The sequence below is a fragment of the Agathobaculum sp. NTUH-O15-33 genome, assembly GCF_033193315.1.
Lineage (GTDB): Bacteria > Bacillota > Clostridia > Oscillospirales > Butyricicoccaceae > Agathobaculum > Agathobaculum faecihominis_A.
In genome coordinates, this window is sequence record NZ_CP136187.1 from 1589880 (window position 1) to 1610810 (window position 20931).

The window sequence follows — 20931 nt, forward strand, 5'->3', positions numbered from 1 at the left end:
CGTTATCCCACGCGCAGCATGCGGTAGCCCACGCCGATATGGGTCTGGATATAGCGCGGGCTGGAGGGATCGGGCTCGATCTTTTTGCGCAGGGTGGCCATAAAAACGCGCAGGGACGGCGTATCCGACGGCAGCACGTTGCCCCATATCTCCTTTAAAATAAAGTTGTGCGTGAGCACCTTGCCGGTGTTGCGGGCAAGCAGGCACAACAGGCGGTATTCGATCGGCGTTAAGTGAATCTCCTGTCCGCTGACGTAGACGCAGCCCGCGGCGTAGTCGATTTTCAGTTCGGCGTTTTCATAGGTGCTGGCTTCGCTGCCGGTGCGTTCGGCGTCGAACCGGACGCGGCGCAGCGCGACGCGCAGGCGGGCGAGCAGCTCTTCCACGGAAAAGGGCTTGACCAGATAATCGTCCGCGCCCGCGTCCAGCGCCTCCACCTTGTCGCGGTCGTCGCTGCGGGCGGAGACCACAATAATCGGCACGTTGGACCAAGAACGCACCTTTTTGATGATATCCACCCCGTCCATATCGGGCAGGCCCAGATCAAGGATGATTACGTCCGGCCGGCACGAAGCGGCGGCCAGCACGGCGGCCGCGCCAGTTCCGGCGAGGTGGTATTGGTAGGCCTGTGTTTCCAGCGTGGTGCAGATCAGGTTGCTGACTGCGGCGTCGTCCTCGACGACCAGAATTTGTGGTTTGTTCATAGGGATTATGATACCTCCGCTTGTTCGAGTGTAAAGGAAAAGGCCGCGCCCCGCGGCGTATTGTCCGTGACCGTGATCTCGCCGCCGTGCGCCTGCACGATCGAGCGGCAGAGCGCAAGACCCAGCCCTAACCCGCGCCGGCTGTCGCCCTTGCCGCCGGCGGCGGTATAGAACATATCGAACAGGCGGGGCTTTGCTTCGTCCGGCACGCCGGGCCCGTCGTCCGCGACGCGGACGGCCACCATGCCGCCCTGTTTTTCGGCGGACAGCGTGATATGCGACCCGACCGGCGTGTATTTAATCGCGTTGTTGACCAGATTGATGACCACCTGCACGATCAGCCGCGCGTCCATGCGCGCCAAAAGCAGGTCGTCCGCGAGGGCGCAGGTGATCACATGGTCGGCCGCGTGCCGGTCGAGGTGGCCGAGCGCTTCGCGGAACACCTCGTCCACGAGCTCGGGCTCGACGTGGATGTCCATGGTGCCGTTTTCAATACGGGTGACGGAAAGCAGGTTTTCCACCAGATCGACCAGCCACATCGCGTCGTCATAGATATCGGTATAGAGCTGGCCGCGCTTTTCCGGGGTCAGCCTGTCGGCGCTGGCCATTAAAATGCCCGCGCTGCCCGATATGCTGGTGAGCGGCGTGCGCAGATCGTGCGAGATCGCGCGCAGCAAATTGGCGCGCAGGGTTTCCTGCTGCATCTGCATTTCCGCGGCCTGTTTTTCCTTGCCCAGCGCGTCCTTTTCCAGCGCAAGGCCGCATTCGCCCAGCATGGCGATCAGCAGATTGCGCTCGAAGGAATCGAGATCGGGCTGGCGGTCCATCGCCACGCCCGCGACCGCGAACACGCGCGCCGTGCCCCGCACCGCGAGATACAGGCAGCGGGAGCCGGGAAGGGTGCCGGTCGTCGCCCCGGCGTGTTTGTTGTTGCGGCGCACCCATTCGGCCACCGCGCGCTCTTCCTCCGTCAGGTAGGCTTCGGCTGGCTCGGGTTCACCCGGGAAATAGACCTGCGCCTGCCCCAGACCGTCGTCCGCGCGGGCAGGGTAGAACAGCACGGTGCGGCCGAGCAGCTTGACCATTTGCTTTGCGGTCTCCAGCAGGATGGCGTCCGCGTCCTCGGCCTTTTGCAGCTTTTGGCTGGTTTGCAGCAGCACCTCGGTGCGGTAGGCCTTTTGCGCGGCCTGCTCCGCCTGTGTTTTGACGCGGCCCGCGAGCGTCGAGGTGATGAAGCTGGCGATCAGCATGACGAGAAAGGTCATCGGGTAGCTTGCGTCGTACGCATGCAGGGTAAAGCGCGGCTCGGTAAAGAAAAAGTTGAACACCACCACGCTCAAAAGCGAGGCGATCGCCCCGTAGGCGCGGCCGCGCGCCCAGACCGAGGAAAACAACACGCCCAAAATATATACCGTGATAATGTTCGCTTCGCGGAACCCCGCCGCGTAAAACACCCCGCCGATCAGCGTGGAGAGCGCGATCGCGGCAAAGCACTTGCCGAGTTCAAGGGGGGAAAAGCGGAAAACGGGCGCTTTGCCCTGTGGGGCGGGGGCGAAGCGCGGCTGGCTGTCCGGGATCACGTAGACCTCCATATGGGGGGCGTATTCGGTCAGCCGGTCGATCAGGTTTTTGCCCGCGAAAAAGCGACGCTTATTGTTCGTGCGGCCCACAACGATTTTGGATACGCCGGATATGCGCGCGTATTCCGCGATTTGCGCGGCGATGTCGTCCCCATATACGGTGGCGACGCGCGCGCCCAGATCCTCGGCCAGCTTCAGGTTTTGCCGCAGGCGGCGCAGGTTGTCGCCCTTCAGCTCGCTCGTGCGCGGCGTTTGCACAAAAAGGGCGGTAAAGCCGGAATGAAAGGCTTCCGCCATGCGCGCGGCGGTACGAATGACCTTGGCGTTCGACGGCGCGCTCGAAAGGCAGATGAGGATATGTTCGCCCGCGTCGGCAATGGCGCGTTCGCCGGATTTTTCCGCCGTACGGCCCAGTCGGTCGGCGGTGCGGCGCAGCGCGAGCTCGCGCAGCGCGTCCAGATTCTTGCGGGTAAAAAAGTGATGGAGCGCCTGCTGCGCCTGCTCCTCCCGGTAGATCTTGCCCTGCTGGAGGCGCTGCATCAGCTCATCCGGTTCCAGATCGACCACTTCCACCTGCGCGGCCGCGTCAAAGATGCCGTCCGGCACCCGCTCGGTGACCACCACGCCGGTGATGGAGGACACCAGATCGTTCAAGCTCTCCAAATGCTGCACGTTTACCGTGGTGTATACGTCGATCCCCGCGCGCAGCAATTCCTCAATATCCTGATAGCGCTTGCGGTGACGGCTGCCGGGCGCGTTGGTGTGCGCCAGCTCATCGACAAGAATCAGCTGGGGGTGACGGGCGAGCGCGCCGTCCAGATCGAATTCACGCAGGCGAAGCCCCTGATAGCCGGTCAGGCGGGGCGGAAGCTGCTCCAGCCCGCCCAGCAGGCGAAGCGTTTCGGGCCGGGTGTGCGGCTCGATATAGCCCGCCACCACGTCGATGCCGTCCCGCTTCATTTGGTGCGCCGCGTCCAGCATGGCGTAGGTCTTGCCCACGCCGGCGGCGTAGCCGAAAAATATTTTAAGCCGCCCCGGCGCGCGCCGGGGGTCGGTCTCTATTTGCTTGAGCAGCGCGTCCGGGCTTGGGCGTTGTTCCTCCAAGACGGTTCCCTCCCTTGGGATATACGGTATGGTATGAACACAGTATATCACATCGCGCCGCGCCGCGCTGTTTTGATTTTGGGGCTGGCATTAAGATTTTGTTAAGATGAAAGCGCGGGGCGCGGCCGTCTTAACAAAATCTTTATACCGCGGCGCATTCCTTAACGGGGCGTTTATAAGCGTTGGGATACAATGAAAACAATTTATTTCATGCGAGGGGTTAAGACTGTGTCACCTTGGAAAAACAACCGGATCACGCCGGCGCAGATCGTGATCGCGGGATTTCTGCTGCTGATCCTTTGCGGCGCCGCGCTGCTCACGCTGCCCTTTGCCACAAGAGACGGCGCGGGCGCAAGCTTTGGCGATGCGCTGTTCACCGCCACCTCGGCCACCTGTGTGACCGGCCTTGTGATACATGATACCTATACCTATTGGTCGGCCTTCGGCCAGCTCGTTATCTTGGTGCTGATCCAGATCGGCGGCATGGGCGTGGTGACGATGGCCATGGCGATCTCGATGTTCACGGGCCGCCGCATCGGCCTGAAGCAGCGGTTCGTTTTGCAGGAATCCATGGCCGCGCCACAGATGGGCGGCGTGGTGCGCATGACCGGCTTCATCCTCAGGGCCACGCTTTTGTTGGAAAGCCTTGGGGCGGTGGTCATGGCCCTGCGCTTTATCCCACTGTTCGGCTTTGTCAAGGGCGTGTGGTTTTCCGTGTTCCACGCGGTCTCCGCGTTCTGCAACGCGGGCTTTGACCTAATGGGCGGGGCCGCCCCGTATTCTTCGCTCACCGCGTTCGCGGGCGATCCGCTGGTCAACCTGCCCATCATGGCGCTGATCACGGTGGGCGGCATCGGCTTTTTCGTTTGGGGCGATATCCGGGAGCACGGCCTTCGGTTCCACGCCTACCGGCTGCAGACGAAAATGGTGCTTACCGTGTCGCTCGCGCTTATTTTGCTGCCCGCCGCGTATTTTTATTTTTATGAGTTCAGCCAGCCCCAGTGGGCGGGTATGACGGGGGGCGAGCGGGTCTGGGCCGCGCTGTTCCAATCGGTCACGCCGCGCACGGCGGGCTTTAACACCGTAGAGCTGACGCGCTACGAAAGCCCAAGCGTGCTCGTTACCATTTTACTGATGCTGGTGGGCGGCTCGTCCGGCTCGACGGCGGGCGGCGTTAAGACCACGTCGCTGCTGCTGCTTTTCCTGTGCGTGCGTTCCAGTGTGCAGAACCGGGACAGCGTGCAGGCCTTTCGCCGCCGCTTGCCGCCCGAGGTCATACGCAACACAATCACGATCTTGACGCTTTACGTGCTGCTGTTCTTAACAGGCGGCACGCTCATCAGCTGTATCGAGGGCGTATCGCTTTCCGCCGCGCTGTTTGAAAGCGCCTCCGCCATCGGCACGGTGGGGCTGTCGCTCGGCATGACCGGCGGTCTGGGTCCGGCGTCGCGGTTGATTTTGATCTTGCTGATGTATTTCGGCCGCGTCGGTGGGCTGACCATGCTGTACGCCGTGGCCAGCCGCCGCCCGCCCGCGCTGAGCCGTCTGCCGCAGGAAAAGATCGCGGTGGGATAACCGGAGAAGAGGAGAAACTGAAATGAAATCTGTTTTGATCGTCGGCATGGGCCGGTTTGGCCGCCATATGGCGCGCAAGCTGACCGAATATAAGCACGAGGTGCTTGCGGTGGACCGCAGTGAGGAACGCATCAACGACGTGCTGGGCTATGTGACCAACGCCCAGATCGGCAATTCGACCAACGAGCAGTTCATCGCTTCGCTCGGCGTGCGCAATTTCGATTTCTGCGTTGTCGCGATCGGGGATGATTTTCAGGCGTCGCTGGAAACGACCGCGCTGCTGAAGGACTGCGGCGCGCGTTTTGTGCTGGCCCGCGCCAACCGCGACGTACACGCCAAGTTCCTGCTGCGCAACGGCGCGGATCAGGTGGTCTACCCGGAAAAAGAGATGGCGATCCGCACCGCGGTCAAGTATTCCTCGGATCATATTTTTGATTACATCGAGCTCACGCCCGACCATTCCATCTACGAAACGCCCGTGCCGGGCGCGTGGGTGGGCCGCAGCATCGTGCAGCTGGCCGTGCGCTCACGCTACCATATCAATATCCTTGCGATCAAGAAAAACGGGGAGCTTCAGCCGCTGCCCGGCCCGAACCACGTTTTTTCCAGCGAGGAGACGCTGCTGCTTCTGGGCAGCAACCGCGATGTCCAGCGTTTTTTGCAGTTTTAAGAAAAGGGCGGCGCGCCGGGAGAGTCAAAGCTCCGGCGCGCCGCCTTTTTCTCGCTCAGGAGAGCATACCGTCAAGCGCGAGGTTTACCTTGAGCACATTGACGCGCGGTTCGCCGAACACGCCGAGCAGGCGGCCCTCGGTATATTGCCGGATCGTCTCGCGTATCTCGTCCTCGCTTTTGCCGGTGGCCTTTGCGATGCGCGGCACCTGATATTCGGCGGCGGCCGGGGAGATATGCGGGTCAAGCCCGGAGCCCGAGCAGGTCACAAGGTCGACCGGCACCGGCTCGCCCGCGCGGTCGGGGTTGGATGCGCGCAGCTTTTCCACACGCTCGGCCACCAGCGCCTCGTATGCGGGGCTGGCGGGGCTCAGGTTGGAGGGCCAGGCGTATGCGGCCGGTGCGCCGTTTTCATCGGTAAACGTGCCCACGTCGTATTGCATGACGCGGCCCCACAGGTGGCCGTTATCCGTAAACTGTTGGCCGAGCAGCGCGGAGCCGACGACCTTGCCGTTCTGAGAAAGCAGGCTGCCGTTCGCTTGGCTGGGAAACAACAGCTGTCCCAAACCCATGACCGCCATGGTGTAGATCAGGCCGGTGATGAGCGACATGAGGACGAGCAGCCACATGGCGCGGACGATCACACCGCCGGTTTTTGTTTTGGTATTCATATGCTTCTAAATCTCTCCTTACAGCAGCCCCAGCAGATACAGGGGGCCGGTGATCGTTAGTGTGATAAGCGTAACGCCCGCGAGCACCGCCGCGGGCGCGCAGAAAAGCAGCGCGGGCAGCAGCAGGGCGGGGTGGCGCAGCAGGAACGAAGCCATATAAGCTTCCCTCACTTTCAAACAAGGCCGAACGACGAAAGCAGCAGGTCGATCAGCTTGATGGCGACAAACGGCGTTAGGATGCCGCCGAGGCCGTATACGAGCAGGTTGTGCGAAAGCAGCTTGCCCGCGGGCACCTCGCGGTATTTGACGCCGCGCAGCGCCAGCGGAATGAGCGCCACAATGATAAGCGCATTGTAAAGGATAGCGGAAAAGATCGCGCTTTCGCCACTGTGCAGGCCCATGATGTTGAGCGCGGACAGGCCGGGGTACAGCCCCATAAACAGCGCCGGGATAATGGCGAAGTATTTTGCCACATCGTTGGCGATGGAAAAGGTGGTGAGCGCGCCGCGCGTCATCAAAAGCTGCTTGCCAATGCGCACCACTTCGATCAGCTTGGTGGGGGAGGAATCCAGATCGACCATGTTGCCGGCTTCCTTTGCGGCCTGCGTGCCGGAGTTCATGGCCACGGCCACGTCGGCCTGCGCAAGGGCGGGCGCGTCGTTTGTGCCGTCGCCGGTCATTGCGACAAGGTGGCCCTTGGCCTGATAGTCGCGTATCATGCGCAGCTTGCCTTCGGGTGTGGCTTCGGCCAGAAAATCGTCCACGCCCGCCTCGGCCGCAATGGCCGCCGCTGTCATGGGGTTGTCGCCCGTGATCATGATGGTTTGAATGCCCATTTGGCGCAGGTCGGAAAATTTCTCCTTCACGCCGTCCTTGATGACGTCTTTTAAATGGATCACGCCTAAAATCCGATGGTTTTTGGCTACGACCAGCGGCGTGCCGCCCGCGCGGGCAATATCCTCCACCACGCCGCGGCACGCGGCGCTGTATTGGCCGCCGCCCACCTCGGCCCAAGCGCGAACGGCTTCCGCCGCGCCCTTGCGGATCTCGCACCCGTCAAAATCCACGCCAGACATGCGGGTACCGGCCGAAAAAGGGGATGAAGCGCATGCCTTTTTCGCCGACCGTCCGTCCGCGCAGCCCGAATTGCTCCTTGGCCAGCACGACGACCGAGCGGCCCTCCGGCGTTTCGTCGGCAAGGGAGGAGAGCTGGGCCGCGTCGGCCAGCGCGCGGGCGTCCGCGCCGTCCACCGGGAGAAAGGCGACGGCCTTGCGGTTGCCCAGCGTGATGGTGCCGGTTTTATCCAGCAACAGGATGTCGACGTCGCCCGCGGCTTCGATCGCGCGGCCGCTCATGGCGAGCACATTGGCTTGATTCAGGCGGCTCATGCCCGCGATGCCGATGGCCGAGAGCAGCGCGCCGATCGTCGTCGGCGCAAGGCAGACGAGCAGCGCGATCAGCGCGGTGACGGACGAGGGATTCGCAAGCCCCGCCTGCTTTGCCGAAAAGTCCGAATACGCATACAGCGCGACCGTGACGAGCACGAAAATGATGGACAGCGCGGTCAGCAGGATTTGCAGCGCGATCTCGTTTGGAGTCTTGCGGCGGTTGGCGCCCTCGACCATGGCGATCATCCGGTCGAGAAAGCTGTCGCCCTCCTCCTGCGTCACACGGACGGTCAGCCAGTCGGACAGCACGGTCGTACCGCCCGTGACGGCCGAGCGGTCGCCGCCCGCTTCGCGGATGACGGGCGCGGACTCGCCGGTAATGGCCGATTCGTCCACCGAGGCCGCGCCCTCGACCACCTCGCCGTCCGCCGGAATCTGTTCACCGGCGCGCACGAGGAAGCAGTCGCCTTTTTTCAGCGATTGCGAAGCCACGTCGGTAAACGCGTCGCGGTTTGCCGGATCGGCCAGCCGGTGCGCCGTCACGCCCCGGCGCGAGGCGCGCAGCGTGTCGGCCTGCGCTTTGCCGCGGCCCTCCGCGATCGCCTCGGCGAAGCCCGCGAACAGGCAGGTCAGCCAAAGGATGACGGCAATGCCAAGAATAAAGCCGGTGCCCGTGTCCTGCATGCCGAAAAAGGTAAGAAGAAATAAAACCGTGGTGAGGATGGCCGAAAGATAGACCAGAAACATCACCGGGTTTTGCAGCTGCGTTTTGGGATGGAGCTTGATCAACGAATCCCTAACGGCGCGCCCGACCAGCCGCGGGTCGGACAGCGCTGTTTTTTTCTTTTCTTTCATACGGTGAGCACTCCCTTTTATGCAAGCATTTGTGTGAATTCAGCGATCGGGCCTAGGCTTAAAGCCGGGAAGAAGGACAGCGCGCCCACGAGCACGACGATGAAGATCAACAGGCCGACGAACATGGCGTTCGTGGTGGAAAGCGTGCCGGCCGAAACCGCCGTCCGCTTCTTTTGCACCATCGAGCCCGCGATGGCAAGCGTGGCGAGCATGGGCAGAAAACGCGCCGCGAGCATGACCAGACCGATCGATACATTCAAAAACGGCGTGTTCGCGTTAAAGCCCGCAAAGGCGGAGCCGTTGTTGCCCCCGGCGGAGGAATAGGCGTATAGCACCTCGGACAGGCCGTGCGCGCCGCCGTTGTTCAGGCTGTCCGCCGTCGCGGGCAGCAGCGTGGCGATACAGCTGCCGATCAAAATGACCAGCGGCGTCGCTAGACAGACCAAAACCGCCATGCGCATTTCAAACGGCTCTATTTTTTTGCCCAAATATTCCGGCGTACGGCCCACCATCAGGCCGGCGATGAACACGGCGAGTATGGCGAAGCCGATCATGCCGTACAGTCCGCAGCCGACGCCGCCGAACACGACCTCGCCCAGCTGCATCAGCAGCATGGGCGCCATGCCGCCGAGCGGCGTTAGGCTGTCATGCATGCAGTTGACCGAGCCGTTCGAGGCCGCCGTGGTATATACCGCCCAAGTGGCGGAGGCGGCGATACCGAAACGGGTCTCCTTGCCCTCCATGTTGCCGCCGGGGTAACCCTCGGCCGGGGCCATGGCCACCGCGCCGTCCTGCGCGAGCTGCGGCGTGCCGTGTTGCTCCATGACCGCGACCACGCCGAGCGCCGCGACCAGCAAGAGCAGCATGGCGAGGAACAGCGCCCGGCCCTGCCGTTTGTCCCGTATGCTGCGCCCAAAGGCAAAGCAGCAGGCCGCCGGAATGAGCAGCAGCGAGATCATTTCGATCAGATTGGAAAGCGGCGTTGGGTTTTCCAGCGGGCTTGCCGAGTTGACGCCGTTGTAGCCGCCGCCGTTTGTGCCGGATTGTTTGATGGCGACTTGGCTCGCCTGCGGGCCCATGGGGATGATGCCGCGCGTCACGGTGATTTCCGTGCCATCCTCCTGTTGCACGGTGGCGGGTTCGACCAGCTCGTAAACCTGATAGTCCTTTAGATTGGTCATGACGCCCTGCGACACAAGAGCCAGCGCGATCACCAGATTCAGCGGCAGCAGTACGTACACGACCGCGCGGGTCACATCGGCCCAGAAGGAGCCAAGCCCTTGCTTCTGTACGCGCCGAAAGCCGCGTATCAGCGCAAACAGTACGGCCAGCGCGACCGCCGGGGTGACGAAGTTTTGCACGGTTAGGCCGATCGCCTGCGAAAAATAGCTCAGCGCCGATTCGCCCGAGTAGGACTGCCAGTTGGTGTTGGTCACAAAACTGGCGGCTGTATTAAAGCCAAGGTGCCAGCTCGTTCCTTCGATGCCCTGCGGGTTCCACGGCAGGCCGCCCTGTAACATGAACATCGCCCAGAGGGCAAATAGGCTCAGCGCGGAAAAGGCAACGGCGCAGCCCGCGTATTTCTTCCAGCTCATTTGTTCGCCGGGGTCGATGCGCATAAGCTTGTAGATCCCGCGCTCGCACGGGCCGAGCAGGCGGCTGAAAATAGTCTTTTCACCCTCCATCGCACGGCTCATGAATCTGCCGTACGGAACGGCCAGCGCGATGAGCAGCACGGTGTACAGCACGATCTGTAAAATAGCGTTCACTTCTTATTCCTCTCCTTTTAACAGTACATAGCTTAAATAGATAAGCACGAAAATTGCCACAACGCCTACTGCGGCGACGACGACTTGCATAGAGAACCCTCCTTTGTCTGCTTTTTGGTTCGATGGCATAATACCATGGAAAAAATAAGCGCGCCGCTAAAAAAACGGCGCGCCTGTTAAAGCTTTATTAAAATAGAAAAAGAGGGGCGGGAGGCCTTAACGTTTCCTTAATATGAACGGAAAAACCTTAACCGCCCGCAAAGACAAAAGGGGGTATAGTAAGGATAGAAGAAAGGGGGTGAGGAAATGAACATGCTGATCGTTGCCGCGGGGTTTGTTTTCGCTCTGGCGTTTTTGGGGTATCGGCTGCTTCAGCTGGGCCGCTTCCTCGATCACAGCACGCTGCACCCCTATCCATGCGATACAATAAACTGTGAAAACGCGCAAAACAAACGATAGATGAAAAAGCCCGGCCGGCGCAGAATCATGTCTGCGCCGGCCGGGCTTTTTCATTTTTTACTGCGCGGTCTCGGCTTCAAACTTTTGCTGGTAGGCCTTTTGCAGCGTTTGCAGCAGGTCGGGCGCTTTGCCGCCGACGGGCTTGCCGTCCACCTCGCAAACGGGGATGCAGTGCGCGCCGGTGGAAAGCACAAGCACCTCGTCCGCCGCCATCAGTTCCTCCATGGTAAACGGAGCGACGCGGACCGGAATGCCGCGTTCCTCGCAAAGCTGCAAACAGTGCAGCCGCGTGATGCTGGGCAGGATGAGCTCATCCGCCGGCGGGGTGCAGAACGCGCCGTCTTTTAATATGGCGATGCCGGAGTGCGCGCCCTCGGTCACGCGGTCCGCGCGGTGGAACACCACCTCGTCGCATCCCGCCTCGTGCGCCCGCTGCGAAGCGACGACGTTCGGGATCAGGTTCAGCGTTTTGATATTGCAGTGCAGGAAGCGCGTGTCCTCGCGGGAAAGAAGCTTCATCGCGGCCTGCTGGCTGTCCAGCCTCGTCGGTTCGACGAAAACCAGCAAGCTGGGCTTTGCATCCTTCGGAAAAGCGTGCATGCGGTGGGAAACGCCGCGTGTTACCTGCCAGTAGCACACGCAGGGCGAGGCGTCCACACGGCTGATCAGATCGCGCAGAAGCGCGTCCAGCTCGGCGCGGGGCATGGGCTCGGCGATTTCGAGCAGGCGCAGGCTGTTATAGAAGCGATCCATGTGGTCGGAAAGCGCGAAGGGCTTTTGGTTCATGCAAGCGGCCGCCTCGTACACGCCGTCGCCAAAATAAAAGCCGCGGTCGGTCACAGGGGCGCGCACCTCGTCGATCGGCCCGATCTCGCCGTTATAATATGCAATATCCTTCATGGGGTGTCTTCCTCCTTCTGTTCCGGTGTCCAGTATTCTCTTAGTATACGATAAACGTGCGCGCTTGGCAAGCGCCGCAGGCCATGCTATAATAAAAGAAACATATGCGCAAGGAGACTGTTCATGATGAAAACACTGCTGCACATCTGCTGTGCGCCCTGCTCGATCGCCTGTATCGACACGCTGCGGCAGGAGGGGATAGAGCCCACCGGGTTTTGGTACAATCCGAACATTCACCCGTTTACCGAATATAAAACGCGGAAAAACACGCTGCGCGAATATGCGGAGAGCATCGGCCTAACGCTAATCGTGCAGGAGGAATACGGCCTGCGCCGCTTTATCGAGGGCGTGTATCCGGATTTCGACCACCGCTGCGCGTTCTGTTATACGCTGCGCTTTGAGGAGACCGCGCGCTACGCGGCGGAAAACGGGTTCGACCAGTTTACCTCCACACTGTTCGTCAGTCCCTATCAGAACCACGAGCTGATGCGTCAGGCGGCCGAGCGGGCCGCGGAAAAGTACGGGGTGGCCTACCTGCACCGCGATTTTTCGCCCCGCTTCCGCGAAGGACAGGACAAGGCGCGCGAACTGGGCCTTTACATGCAAAAATACTGCGGTTGCATATTCAGCGAAGAGGACCGCTATAAGAAGAAGCCAAAAAAGAAAAAGGATGCATAAGGAAATTGCTTTACAAACGGCGCGGGAACTGCTATAATACTTCTCGTACACGCGCCCGTAGCTCAGCTGGATAGAGCGTTGGACTCCGACTCCAAAGGTCGCAGATTCGAATTCTGTCGGGCGTACCACGAAAGCCGCTTATTCGTAAGAATAGGCGGCTTTTTTGCGCGCCTACGTTTTTAATCGAGCGCTATGGCGCTTTTTTGCGTGTAATACGGCCCCCGTTGAACGCTGGTTCTGCGGGGGCTTTTGCATTGGTATAAATAGACAAGTATCGGAATGCGTTCCAAAAAACAGCAAAATGCGGTACGCTCCTTTTGACGAAAAAAAGGGAGGCGTAACCATGCTAAAGGACATCATCGCAAAAAACGCGGTACGAACGCGGGAGTTAAATCGGCCCGATCCATCAAGACCCCTGTCGCGATCGAACATGCTGTCGCAGGATGAGGCGGCGGCCCGCGTACCCATGCAAACGAGCCATTTGAGCAGAATTGAACGCGGCGTGCAAAATGCAACGCTGGATACCCTATGGCGGCTGGAAGCCGCGTTTGGGCTGAAACGCTATGAACTGTTTAATGAAAACGGCGGCAAGGAGGGCGAAGAACCCTGCTATGCGACGCTGAACCGATTTGCGCGCCGCTGCGTCAAGCTGCCGGACGATACCCCGGATACGGCGCCCTCTCCACTACTTGCGGTGCTGGACGATATGCTGATCGAGCGCATCGAGGTGGACGACATTGAAAAGGCGGCGCGGGGCCAATGACAAAGTCCGCTTATTCTTACCGAATAAGCGGCTTTTTACTGTCTGTTTTGGGTATAAAAGGAAGGTGGAGAGCGTTGAGAGAACAAAACCTGAAAATTATAGAAGTTTCATGCGGTGCGGCTGTATAATCTGTCGCGTTTTGACTTGATTTCTTGTGAGAAAACTGTCAGAATGATGGGAGGGAGCGCATGAGGGGCGGGCGGCCGCAAACCCCTCTGCATTTTCGCATGACGAGGAAAGCGGGTAAGTGAAATGTTTTTGATGCTGCTGGTGCTTTGGATCATACTCAACGGCAGGCTGAACGCCGAGGTCCTTGTGATAGGCGTGCTTCTTTCCGGGCTGATCTACCTGTTCGCGGTGCGCTTTATGGGCTATTCCTTTGGGTTTGACCGGAAGCTGATGAAAAAACTGCCGGCCTTTGCCCGATACTGTTTTTTGCTGCTGTTTGAGATCATCAAAGCCAATATCGACGTGATGCACCTGATCCTTTCGCCGCAGTACGAACCGGAGCCGCAGCTGATCACGGCGCACATTCCGCTGAACACCGCGCTGGGCCGCGTGATCCTCGCAAACTCCATCACGCTGACCCCGGGCACGATCACCATACAGCTCAAGGGCGACGAGTATTTGATCCACTGTTTGGACAAGGAGCTTGGCGAAGGGATCGAGCACTCCGCGTTTGTCGCAAGGCTCACGGAATTGGAGGAAACGCATGGATAATGTCTTTGTTTTCTGCGCGGGGCTGTGCGTGCTGCTGCTGGCTATCCTGATCTTTGCGTGTCTGGTGCGCGCCGTGCGCGGGCCGCGCATCACGGACCGGATCTTGGCCTGCAATATGGTGGGCACCATGACCATTGCCATTATCGCCATTCTCGGTACGATCATGGACCAGAGCTGGCTGTACGATATCTGCCTGATCTACGCGATGATCAGCTTCTTGGCCGTGGTCGTCCTGAGCCGGGTGTACACCGGCGTTTACCGCAGGCACAAGCGGGAAAGCGCCGCGGGGGAGGATAATCCGCATGATCGATAATTTATTTGCGCTGCTCGCGGCGCTTTTGATGCTCGCGGGCGCGGCCATCATGGTGATCGGCACCATCGGCGTGTTTCGTTTCCGCTTCGTCCTCAGCCGGATGCACGCCGCCGCCATGAACGATACGCTGGGCATTTTGTTCATCCTGTTGGGGCTGTCGGTGCGGTGCGGTTTTACCTTCGCCACGCTTAAGCTGCTGCTCGTCATCGGCTTTTTCTGGATGGCAAGCCCGGTCAGCTCGCATCTGCTTGGCAAATTAGAGGTCAACACAAACGAAAACCTGTCGAAGGAGTGTGAGATCGTCGATGAGCGGAATCATTGAAACGGTATTGCTGGTTTTTCTGATCCTGTGCGCGGTTTCGTGCAACTTTAGCAAAAGCCTGCTTTCGACCATTATCATTTTCATGTCCTACAGCCTTGTCATGAGCATTATTTGGGTGCTCTTGGAATCGCCTGATCTGGCCATCACCGAGGCGGCCGTTGGCGCGGGCGTGACCAGTATCCTGTTTTTCATCACGCTCAAGCAGATCCATGCCATTGACGTGCATGACGAGGAGGCGCCCCATGAGCCGACAGAGAAGTAACTACGAAAACGGTTTTTGGGACAAGCTGGGGCGCATGCTGCGCGGGGAATACGATCCCTTTGCCGGCAAGCTTGAAATGGGCGAAGCGGAACGCCCGCCGCGGCTCAGCGCGGCCGATCTGCTGGAGATCGAGAAGCTGCGGCAAACCCGCGATAAGGTGGAAAGCCCGCGCGAGCTTCGCCTGTTCCGCAGGCTATATAAGCTTGCCTCGCTTGTGGTCTGCGTCAGCATCATCGGTATTTTGCTGCTGACGGTCGCCAACCTGCCGCCCTTTGGGGACGCGGGCAACCCGTCGAATAACGAAGTCGCCGCCCGCTATATCGAAAACGGCGTGGAGGAGACCGGCGCCACCAACATCGTGACCGGCATGATCTTGAATTACCGTGGGTTCGATACGCTGGGCGAGACCACGGTGCTGTTTATCGCCGCCTGCTGCGTGATGATCCTGCTGCTGACCACGGAAGAGGAATCGAAAAAGCAGGATCTGGACGACGAAAGCTTTGAACCGCACGAGGACGATATCCTGAAAAAGATCGCCTCCGTGCTGTTTCCCGCTATTTTGCTGTTCGGCGTGTACGTGCTGATGAACGGCCATTTATCGCCGGGCGGCGGCTTTTCGGGCGGCTCGGTGATCGGCGCGGGGCTGATCCTTTATCTGAACACCTTCGGAGTGGCGGGCACGCGCCAGTTTTTCAACGAGCATGTATACGAAATCGTCAAGATCACGGCGCTCACCATTTACGCGCTGACGATCTGCTATCATGTGTTCACGGGAGCGCTCGGCTTGCCGAACCTGATCCCGCTGGGCACGCCCGGCGCGATCCTTTCCGGCGGCATGATCTTTTGGATCAATCTGTGCGTGGGTTTTGAGGTCGCGTGCACGATGTATGCGTTTTACGTGCTGTTCCGGCGGGGCAACATGTAGTTTCGATCGCAACCACGCTTGCGATCGAGCATTCCGGCTCCGGCGCGCGCCTTTCAGGCGCACTTCTCCGCCGGTTTGTGAAAAAGCGAGATACATGCGCCAATGTCATTAAGATAAGGGAAGCGCACAGGAAAAAACAAGGGATTCACCGAGCTAGAAGGGCGCGACGCCCTCGGCGCGCCGTCTCGAAGGGACGTAACACTTGCTGAGAAACCATGTCCCTTCGCTCGGCCGTACCAGCCTGTTTGATGCTCTCACTTATCCCGGTGCTTCGCTCTCGGCGCGCCGAGGGCGTCGCGCCCTACATGTTCTGTGCTTGCGATACCTTTTTGCCTTGCCTGACCTTATCTGAATGACATTGATACATGCGCCCGCTTTTTTGTCAACTTGAAGCGTTGCTTCAAGTTTCCATTTGATCACGCGCTGCGGCGCGAAAGTAGGGGGAATCGGGGATGCTGCAAAACTTGCTGGTCAATAAATACGCGGCCTGCGCGGTCATTTTGTTCGGCATCGGCTTTACCATGCTGCTGCTGCACCAAAATTTGATCCGTAAGATCATCGGCCTCAATATCATGGATACGTCGGTATACCTGTTTTTGGCCGCCGAAGGCTTTATCAGCGGGCGCACCGCGCCGATCATTGTCAACGGCGTGCGCGAGGCTTCCGCTTATATCAATCCCATCCCCTCCGGTCTGGTGCTGACGGGCATCGTGGTTTCGGTCAGCTCTTCGGCGCTGCTGCTCGCGCTGACAATCTGCCTGTACCGGCGCTATCACACGCTAGATCTGGACGAGATATTGATGCAGGTAAAGAAGGAGTGGATGTGATGACGCTTTTTCAGTGCCTGCCCGCGGTATCCATTTTTCTATGCATGATCGCGGCCATCTTTTCCTCCGGGCTGAGCGGCAAGAACGCCCGGCGGCTGTCCATTCTGCTTCTGAGTACGGTGAGCGTTTTGAGCCTGTTGACGCTGATCTACACGCTCGGCACCGGGGAAAGCTTCGTGTTCCGCATGGGCCGGTTTCCCGCGCCATGGGGCAACGAGATCCGCGGCGGCATTCTGGAAGCGATGCTGGCGCTCCTTTTTTCGGTCATTATGCTGATCTCGGTTTTGGGCGGCATGAAGCATATCGATGTGGAGGTCGATCCGAAAAAGCTGAACCTTTATTTCATTATGATCGACCTGATGCTGGCCAGCCTGCTCGCGCTGACCTACACCAACGACATGTTCACCGCCTACGTGTTCGTGGAGATCAACACCATCGCGGCGGCGGGGCTGATCATGATCCGGCAGATCGGCCGCACCTATGTCGCCGCCATCCGATATCTGATCATGAGCCAGCTCGGCTCCGGCCTGTTTTTGCTCAGTCTGGCCCTTTTGTACAGCCTGACCGGTCAGCTTCTGATGAGCCCGGCAAAGGAGGCGGTCGCGGGGCTGCTATCCTCCGGCGCGTACGGCGAACCGCTGATCATCACCATCGCGCTGATGACGGCGGGCCTTTCCATCAAGAGCGGCCTTTACCCATTCCATTCTTGGATGCCGGACGCCTACGGCTATTCTACGGCGGCGTCCAGTTCGATTTTGTCCGGTCTGGTGTCCAAGGGCTATATCGTACTGCTGATTAAAATTTATTACCGCGTGATCGGGCTGGATATCATCATGCACGGCAAAATATCGAACATTTTGTTCGTATTCGGCCTTGCGGGCATGGTGATGGGGTCGATCTCCGCGATGCGTGAATCGGATATCCGCCGCATGACCGCCTTTTCCTCGGTCGCGCAGATCGGCTATGTGTACATGGGCCTCGGGCTGGGCACGGAATACGGCGTGATCGCCTCGGTCTTTCACATCCTGACCCATGCCGTGACCAAGCCGCTCTTGTTCATCACCGCCACCGGGCTGTCCGATGTTTCCGGCGGCTCCAAGCGCTTTCACGATCTGCGCGGCGCGGGCTACCGCAACCGTATCGCGGGCGTGGGCTTTACGGTGGGCGCGCTGTCCATGGTCGGCCTGCCGCTGTTCGCCGGGTTTATTTCCAAATTGCTGTTTGCCGAAGCCGCCGTGCGCGACCCCAGCAAAATGCTGCCCGCGCTGATCGTTTTATCGATCAGCACCATTTTGAACGCAGTGTATTTTTTGCGCACGGTCATCAATATCTATACGCCGGTGTCCGGTCGGACAAAACGCATTTCGGGCAGCAATCCGCTTTTTGTATTTGCCGTTTTATCGTTCACGCTGATCAACATCGGCCTAGGCCTGCTTTCGCAGCCCGTGGTGGACGCGATTTCGGCGGGTCTTAACATTTTCGGATAAGGGGGGAACCGAATATGGTCTTGCTGCTGGCCGCCATTCTGCTGCCGGTGCTCGGCGGGCTTTTGCTGTTTGTGTTCCGCCCGGGATATACGCTGCGGACGGTCTTCGTTTCGCTCGTGCTGCTGGCGCAGGCGGCGCTCGTCGCCCTGTTGGTGATGACGGGGCAGGGGAGCTACTATTCCTGCGGCGCGTTTATCGATCTGCTGCCCATCACCTTCCATATCGACGGGGTCGGCAGTCTGTTTGTTTCGCTGTTTACCGCGGCCCGTATCATCATCACGCTTTTTTCCTTCCGCTATATGTCGCGCGAGCAAGGGCAGAACCGCTTTTTCGGCTTCTGGCTGCTTGCCACGGGCGTGCTGACGGGCCTGTCCTTTGCGGGCAACCTGCTGACGTTCTACCTGTTCTATGAAATGATGACGCTGTCCACGCTGCCGCTTGTGTTCCACGAAATGACGCACGAAGCGCTGATGGCGGGGCTGAAATACCTGCTTTATTCCATCGCGGGCGCGTTTCTCGCGCTGCTGGGCGTGATGTACCTGTACCATTACGATCAGGCGCTCCGCTTTGTGCCCGGCGGCTTTATGGGCGGTTTTGCGGGCAACCCTGTCTATTTGCAGCTCATCGCCTTTGTGATGATCCTCGGCTTCAGCTGCAAGGCCGGTCTGTTCCCTTTGCACGGCTGGCTGCCCACGGCGCACCCGGTCGCGCCCGCGCCCGCCTCGGCGCTGCTTTCCGGCTGCATCACCAAGTGCGGCGTTTTGGGCGTGATCCGCACGGTGTACTATGTGATCGGCCCGGACGCGATCCGCGGCAGTTGGGTGCAGACGACGTGGATGGCGCTGGCGCTCACGACGGTCTTTCTCGGCTCCATGATGGCCTACCGCGAACCGGTCACCAAAAAGAGGCTCGCCTATTCAACGGTCAGCCAGCTTTCCTATATTTTGTTCGGCCTGTCGCTGCTGAATCCGGCGGGACTGAGCGGCGCGCTGCTGCACGTGGTTTTCCATATGGCGATCAAGTGCGGCCTGTTCCTGTGCGCGGGCGCGATCATCTTTGAGACCGGCCGCAAGCGCGTTGCCGAGCTGCGCGGTCTTGGCCGCGAAATGCCCGTCACCTGCATTTGCTGGGCGGGTCTCGCGCTGTCGCTTACCGGCATTCCGCCTTTCGCGGGCTTTGTCAGCAAATGGTCGCTGGCGGAGGGCGCGCTCGCGGCGGATATCGGCGTGTTCCGCCTGCTTGGCCCCGCCGTCTTGCTGCTATCCGCGCTGCTTACCGCGGGCTATCTGTTTCCGCTGCCCGTGCGCGGCTTTTTCCCCGGCGCGGGCTTTCAAAGGCAGGGCGAACCGGCCCGGGAGGCCGCGCCCTCCATGCTGCTGCCGGTCATTATTTTGGCGCTGCTCGCGCTGCTGCCCGGTATCTTCACTTCGCCGCTGCATGATGTGATCGCCTCCATCACAGCGGGACTGCTGTAAAGGGGGCGGGGAACATGAAGCCTGTCTTTTTGCTCATCCCGATCCTGATCGCCGCGCTCGGCGGTTTTTCGCTGCTGTTCATTCGCGGCGGCGAGCGCCTGCGCGCCGTTTATACGGAAGCCATCGTTTTGGCGGTGTCCGTACTGGTGTGGATGCTGATTCTGAACCGCCCGGAAGAGGGGATACAGCTTTTCCAGTTCGCGCGGGGCCTGACCATCACCCTGCAGCTGGACGGCTGCGGGTCGGTCTTTGCCGGGCTGATCGCCACGCTTTGGCCGCTGGCCACGCTGTATTCCTTTGAATATATGCGCGCCGAGGAGCGCCGCCGGGGCTTTTTCTGCTGCTATACCGTGACCTACGCGGTGACGCTGGGCGTTGCGCTGGCCGGGAATTTGCTGACGCTTTATATGTTTTACGAGCTGCTCACGCTGATCACAGTGCCGCTCGTCATGCACCCGATGACGCGCGAGGCCATCCGCGCCAGCCGCAAGTACCTGTATTATTCGCTGGGCGGCGCGGCGTTCGCCTTTTTGGGGCTGGTGTTCCTGCTGGTCAACGGCGCGACCACCGCGTTTACCCCGGGCGGCACGATCAACGCCTACGCGCTGGACAGCCACCACGATATCATGCTCATCATCTACGTGATGACCTTTTTCGGCTTTTCGGTCAAGGCCGCCATGTTTCCGTTCCATGGCTGGCTGCCCACGGCCTCGGTCGCGCCCACGCCGGTCACCGCGCTGCTGCACGCCGTGGCGGTGGTAAAATCCGGCGCGTTCGCGATCATACGGCTCACCTATTTCAGCTACGGCACGGTTTTTCTGCGGCACACTTGGGCGCAGGTGCTGGTCATGGGCGCGGCGATGGTCGCCATCGCCTTTGCGTCCACCACCGCGCTGCGGCAAACGCATTTTAAGCGAAGGCTGGCGTATTCCACAATATCGAACCTGTCCTACATCCTGTTGGCCGCTTCGATGATGAGCCCGTTCGGCATGGTCGCCGCGCTGGCGCACATGGTCTGCCACGCGTTCACCAAGATCTGCTCGTTCCTGTGCGCGGGCGCGGTCATGCACCAAACCGGTCGCGCCTATATCTACGAGCTGAACGGCGTGGGGCGGAAGATGCCGGTCACCTTCGCGTGCTTCACCGTTTCCGCGCTCAGCCTAATGGGTGTGCCGTTGTTCGCCTGCTTTATCAGCAAATGGAAGATCGCCGAAGCGGCCACGCAGTCCGAGGGGCTGCTGCCAAAGCTGGCGGTCGTCGTGCTGCTGTATTCCGCGTTTATGACCGCCGCGTATATGCTCACGGTCGTGATCCGCGCGTTTTCACCCATCCCGGCGGATGCGGGCGGGCTGACGGACGTGCGCGACCCAAACTGGCTGATGCTGCTGCCGCTCGTGCTGTTTGCCGCCGCCATCATCCTGATCGGGGTCCATCCGGCCCCGCTGCTCGATTTACTGGAACAGATCGCCGCGTGGCAATGGTAG

At 60.1% G+C, this 20931-nt stretch carries 20 protein-coding genes, 1 tRNA gene and 1 pseudogene; 15 read left to right on the forward strand and 7 right to left on the reverse strand.

Annotated features, from left to right (window positions below):
• Positions 1–2 precede the first annotated feature (2 nt).
• Together RWV98_RS08135 and RWV98_RS08140 are read right to left on the reverse strand one after the other, a co-directional pair.
• Positions 3–704: a response regulator gene (locus RWV98_RS08135; protein WP_280963635.1), complete on the reverse strand. Its 702-nt coding sequence runs from the start codon at positions 702–704 to the stop codon at positions 3–5.
• A 5-nt stretch (positions 705–709) separates the two neighbouring features.
• Positions 710–3388 (reverse strand): sensor histidine kinase KdpD, encoded by a 2679-nt coding sequence (locus RWV98_RS08140; RefSeq protein WP_317865131.1) that lies wholly within the window; start codon positions 3386–3388, stop codon positions 710–712.
• A gap of 228 nt (positions 3389–3616) precedes the next feature.
• Here RWV98_RS08140 and RWV98_RS08145 point away from each other — a divergent pair, with 228 nt between their 5' ends.
• Together RWV98_RS08145 and RWV98_RS08150 are read left to right on the forward strand one after the other, a co-directional pair.
• Positions 3617–4963 (forward strand): TrkH family potassium uptake protein, encoded by a 1347-nt coding sequence (locus RWV98_RS08145; RefSeq protein ID WP_317865132.1) that lies wholly within the window; start codon positions 3617–3619, stop codon positions 4961–4963.
• 22 nt (positions 4964–4985) lie between these two features.
• Positions 4986–5633: a potassium channel family protein gene (locus tag RWV98_RS08150; protein WP_280963632.1), complete on the forward strand. Its 648-nt coding sequence runs from the start codon at positions 4986–4988 to the stop codon at positions 5631–5633.
• 55 nt (positions 5634–5688) lie between these two features.
• On the opposite strand, the gene kdpC is transcribed toward RWV98_RS08150, so the two are convergent.
• From kdpC to kdpA, 4 genes and pseudogenes are all read right to left on the reverse strand, one after another.
• Positions 5689–6303 (reverse strand): K(+)-transporting ATPase subunit C, encoded by a 615-nt coding sequence (kdpC, locus tag RWV98_RS08155; protein ID WP_317865134.1) that lies wholly within the window; start codon positions 6301–6303, stop codon positions 5689–5691.
• An 18-nt stretch (positions 6304–6321) separates the two neighbouring features.
• Positions 6322–6459: a hypothetical protein gene (locus RWV98_RS08160; protein WP_317865136.1), complete on the reverse strand. Its 138-nt coding sequence runs from the start codon at positions 6457–6459 to the stop codon at positions 6322–6324.
• 17 nt (positions 6460–6476) lie between these two features.
• Positions 6477–8547: pseudogene (gene kdpB / locus RWV98_RS08165) on the reverse strand (potassium-transporting ATPase subunit KdpB).
• Between the two features lie 17 nt (positions 8548–8564).
• Positions 8565–10316 (reverse strand): potassium-transporting ATPase subunit KdpA, encoded by a 1752-nt coding sequence (gene kdpA, locus RWV98_RS08170; RefSeq protein ID WP_317865138.1) that lies wholly within the window; start codon positions 10314–10316, stop codon positions 8565–8567.
• A gap of 306 nt (positions 10317–10622) precedes the next feature.
• Between kdpA and RWV98_RS08175 the strand changes: the two genes are divergently transcribed.
• Positions 10623–10775 carry a hypothetical protein gene (locus RWV98_RS08175; protein ID WP_317865140.1) on the forward strand — a complete coding sequence of 51 codons (153 nt, stop codon included), beginning with the start codon at positions 10623–10625 and terminating at the stop codon, positions 10773–10775.
• A 57-nt stretch (positions 10776–10832) separates the two neighbouring features.
• Here RWV98_RS08175 and RWV98_RS08180 read toward each other — a convergent pair whose 3' ends face one another.
• A complete protein-coding gene (locus tag RWV98_RS08180) occupies positions 10833–11675 on the reverse strand; it encodes an aminotransferase class IV (protein WP_317865142.1) in 843 nt (280 codons plus the stop codon).
• 123 nt (positions 11676–11798) lie between these two features.
• Here RWV98_RS08180 and RWV98_RS08185 point away from each other — a divergent pair, with 123 nt between their 5' ends.
• From RWV98_RS08185 to RWV98_RS08240, 12 genes are all read left to right on the forward strand, one after another.
• Positions 11799–12353 carry an epoxyqueuosine reductase QueH gene (locus tag RWV98_RS08185; protein ID WP_317865144.1) on the forward strand — a complete coding sequence of 185 codons (555 nt, stop codon included), beginning with the start codon at positions 11799–11801 and terminating at the stop codon, positions 12351–12353.
• Positions 12354–12404: 51 nt separating this feature from the next.
• Positions 12405–12481 (forward strand) — tRNA-Arg (locus tag RWV98_RS08190).
• A gap of 215 nt (positions 12482–12696) precedes the next feature.
• Positions 12697–13116, forward strand: a complete 420-nt coding sequence (locus tag RWV98_RS08195) for a helix-turn-helix domain-containing protein (protein ID WP_317865146.1) — start codon at positions 12697–12699, stop codon at positions 13114–13116.
• A 252-nt stretch (positions 13117–13368) separates the two neighbouring features.
• Positions 13369–13836, forward strand: coding sequence for a Na+/H+ antiporter subunit E (locus tag RWV98_RS08200; RefSeq protein WP_317865148.1), 468 nt, complete (start codon positions 13369–13371; stop codon positions 13834–13836).
• Positions 13829–14149 carry a monovalent cation/H+ antiporter complex subunit F gene (locus tag RWV98_RS08205; protein ID WP_317865150.1) on the forward strand — a complete coding sequence of 107 codons (321 nt, stop codon included), beginning with the start codon at positions 13829–13831 and terminating at the stop codon, positions 14147–14149. Before RWV98_RS08200 ends, RWV98_RS08205 begins: the two co-directional genes overlap by 8 nt.
• On the forward strand, positions 14139–14471 hold the full coding sequence (locus tag RWV98_RS08210) for a cation:proton antiporter (protein ID WP_317865152.1): 333 nt from the start codon (positions 14139–14141) through the stop codon (positions 14469–14471). The genes RWV98_RS08205 and RWV98_RS08210 overlap by 11 nt, the downstream gene beginning before the upstream one ends.
• Positions 14455–14733 carry a hydrogenase subunit MbhD domain-containing protein gene (locus tag RWV98_RS08215; protein ID WP_317865154.1) on the forward strand — a complete coding sequence of 93 codons (279 nt, stop codon included), beginning with the start codon at positions 14455–14457 and terminating at the stop codon, positions 14731–14733. Before RWV98_RS08210 ends, RWV98_RS08215 begins: the two co-directional genes overlap by 17 nt.
• Positions 14714–15658 carry a hydrogen gas-evolving membrane-bound hydrogenase subunit E gene (gene mbhE, locus RWV98_RS08220; protein ID WP_317865156.1) on the forward strand — a complete coding sequence of 315 codons (945 nt, stop codon included), beginning with the start codon at positions 14714–14716 and terminating at the stop codon, positions 15656–15658. Before RWV98_RS08215 ends, mbhE begins: the two co-directional genes overlap by 20 nt.
• A gap of 452 nt (positions 15659–16110) precedes the next feature.
• On the forward strand, positions 16111–16485 hold the full coding sequence (locus RWV98_RS08225) for a sodium:proton antiporter (RefSeq protein ID WP_317865158.1): 375 nt from the start codon (positions 16111–16113) through the stop codon (positions 16483–16485).
• A complete protein-coding gene (locus RWV98_RS08230) occupies positions 16485–17972 on the forward strand; it encodes a complex I subunit 5 family protein (protein ID WP_317865160.1) in 1488 nt (495 codons plus the stop codon). The genes RWV98_RS08225 and RWV98_RS08230 overlap by 1 nt, the downstream gene beginning before the upstream one ends.
• A 14-nt stretch (positions 17973–17986) precedes the next feature.
• On the forward strand, positions 17987–19447 hold the full coding sequence (locus RWV98_RS08235) for a complex I subunit 5 family protein (RefSeq protein WP_317865162.1): 1461 nt from the start codon (positions 17987–17989) through the stop codon (positions 19445–19447).
• A gap of 14 nt (positions 19448–19461) precedes the next feature.
• The gene (locus RWV98_RS08240; protein ID WP_317865164.1) at positions 19462–20931 is read left to right on the forward strand and encodes a complex I subunit 5 family protein; all 1470 of its coding nucleotides are present in this window, start codon (positions 19462–19464) and stop codon (positions 20929–20931) included.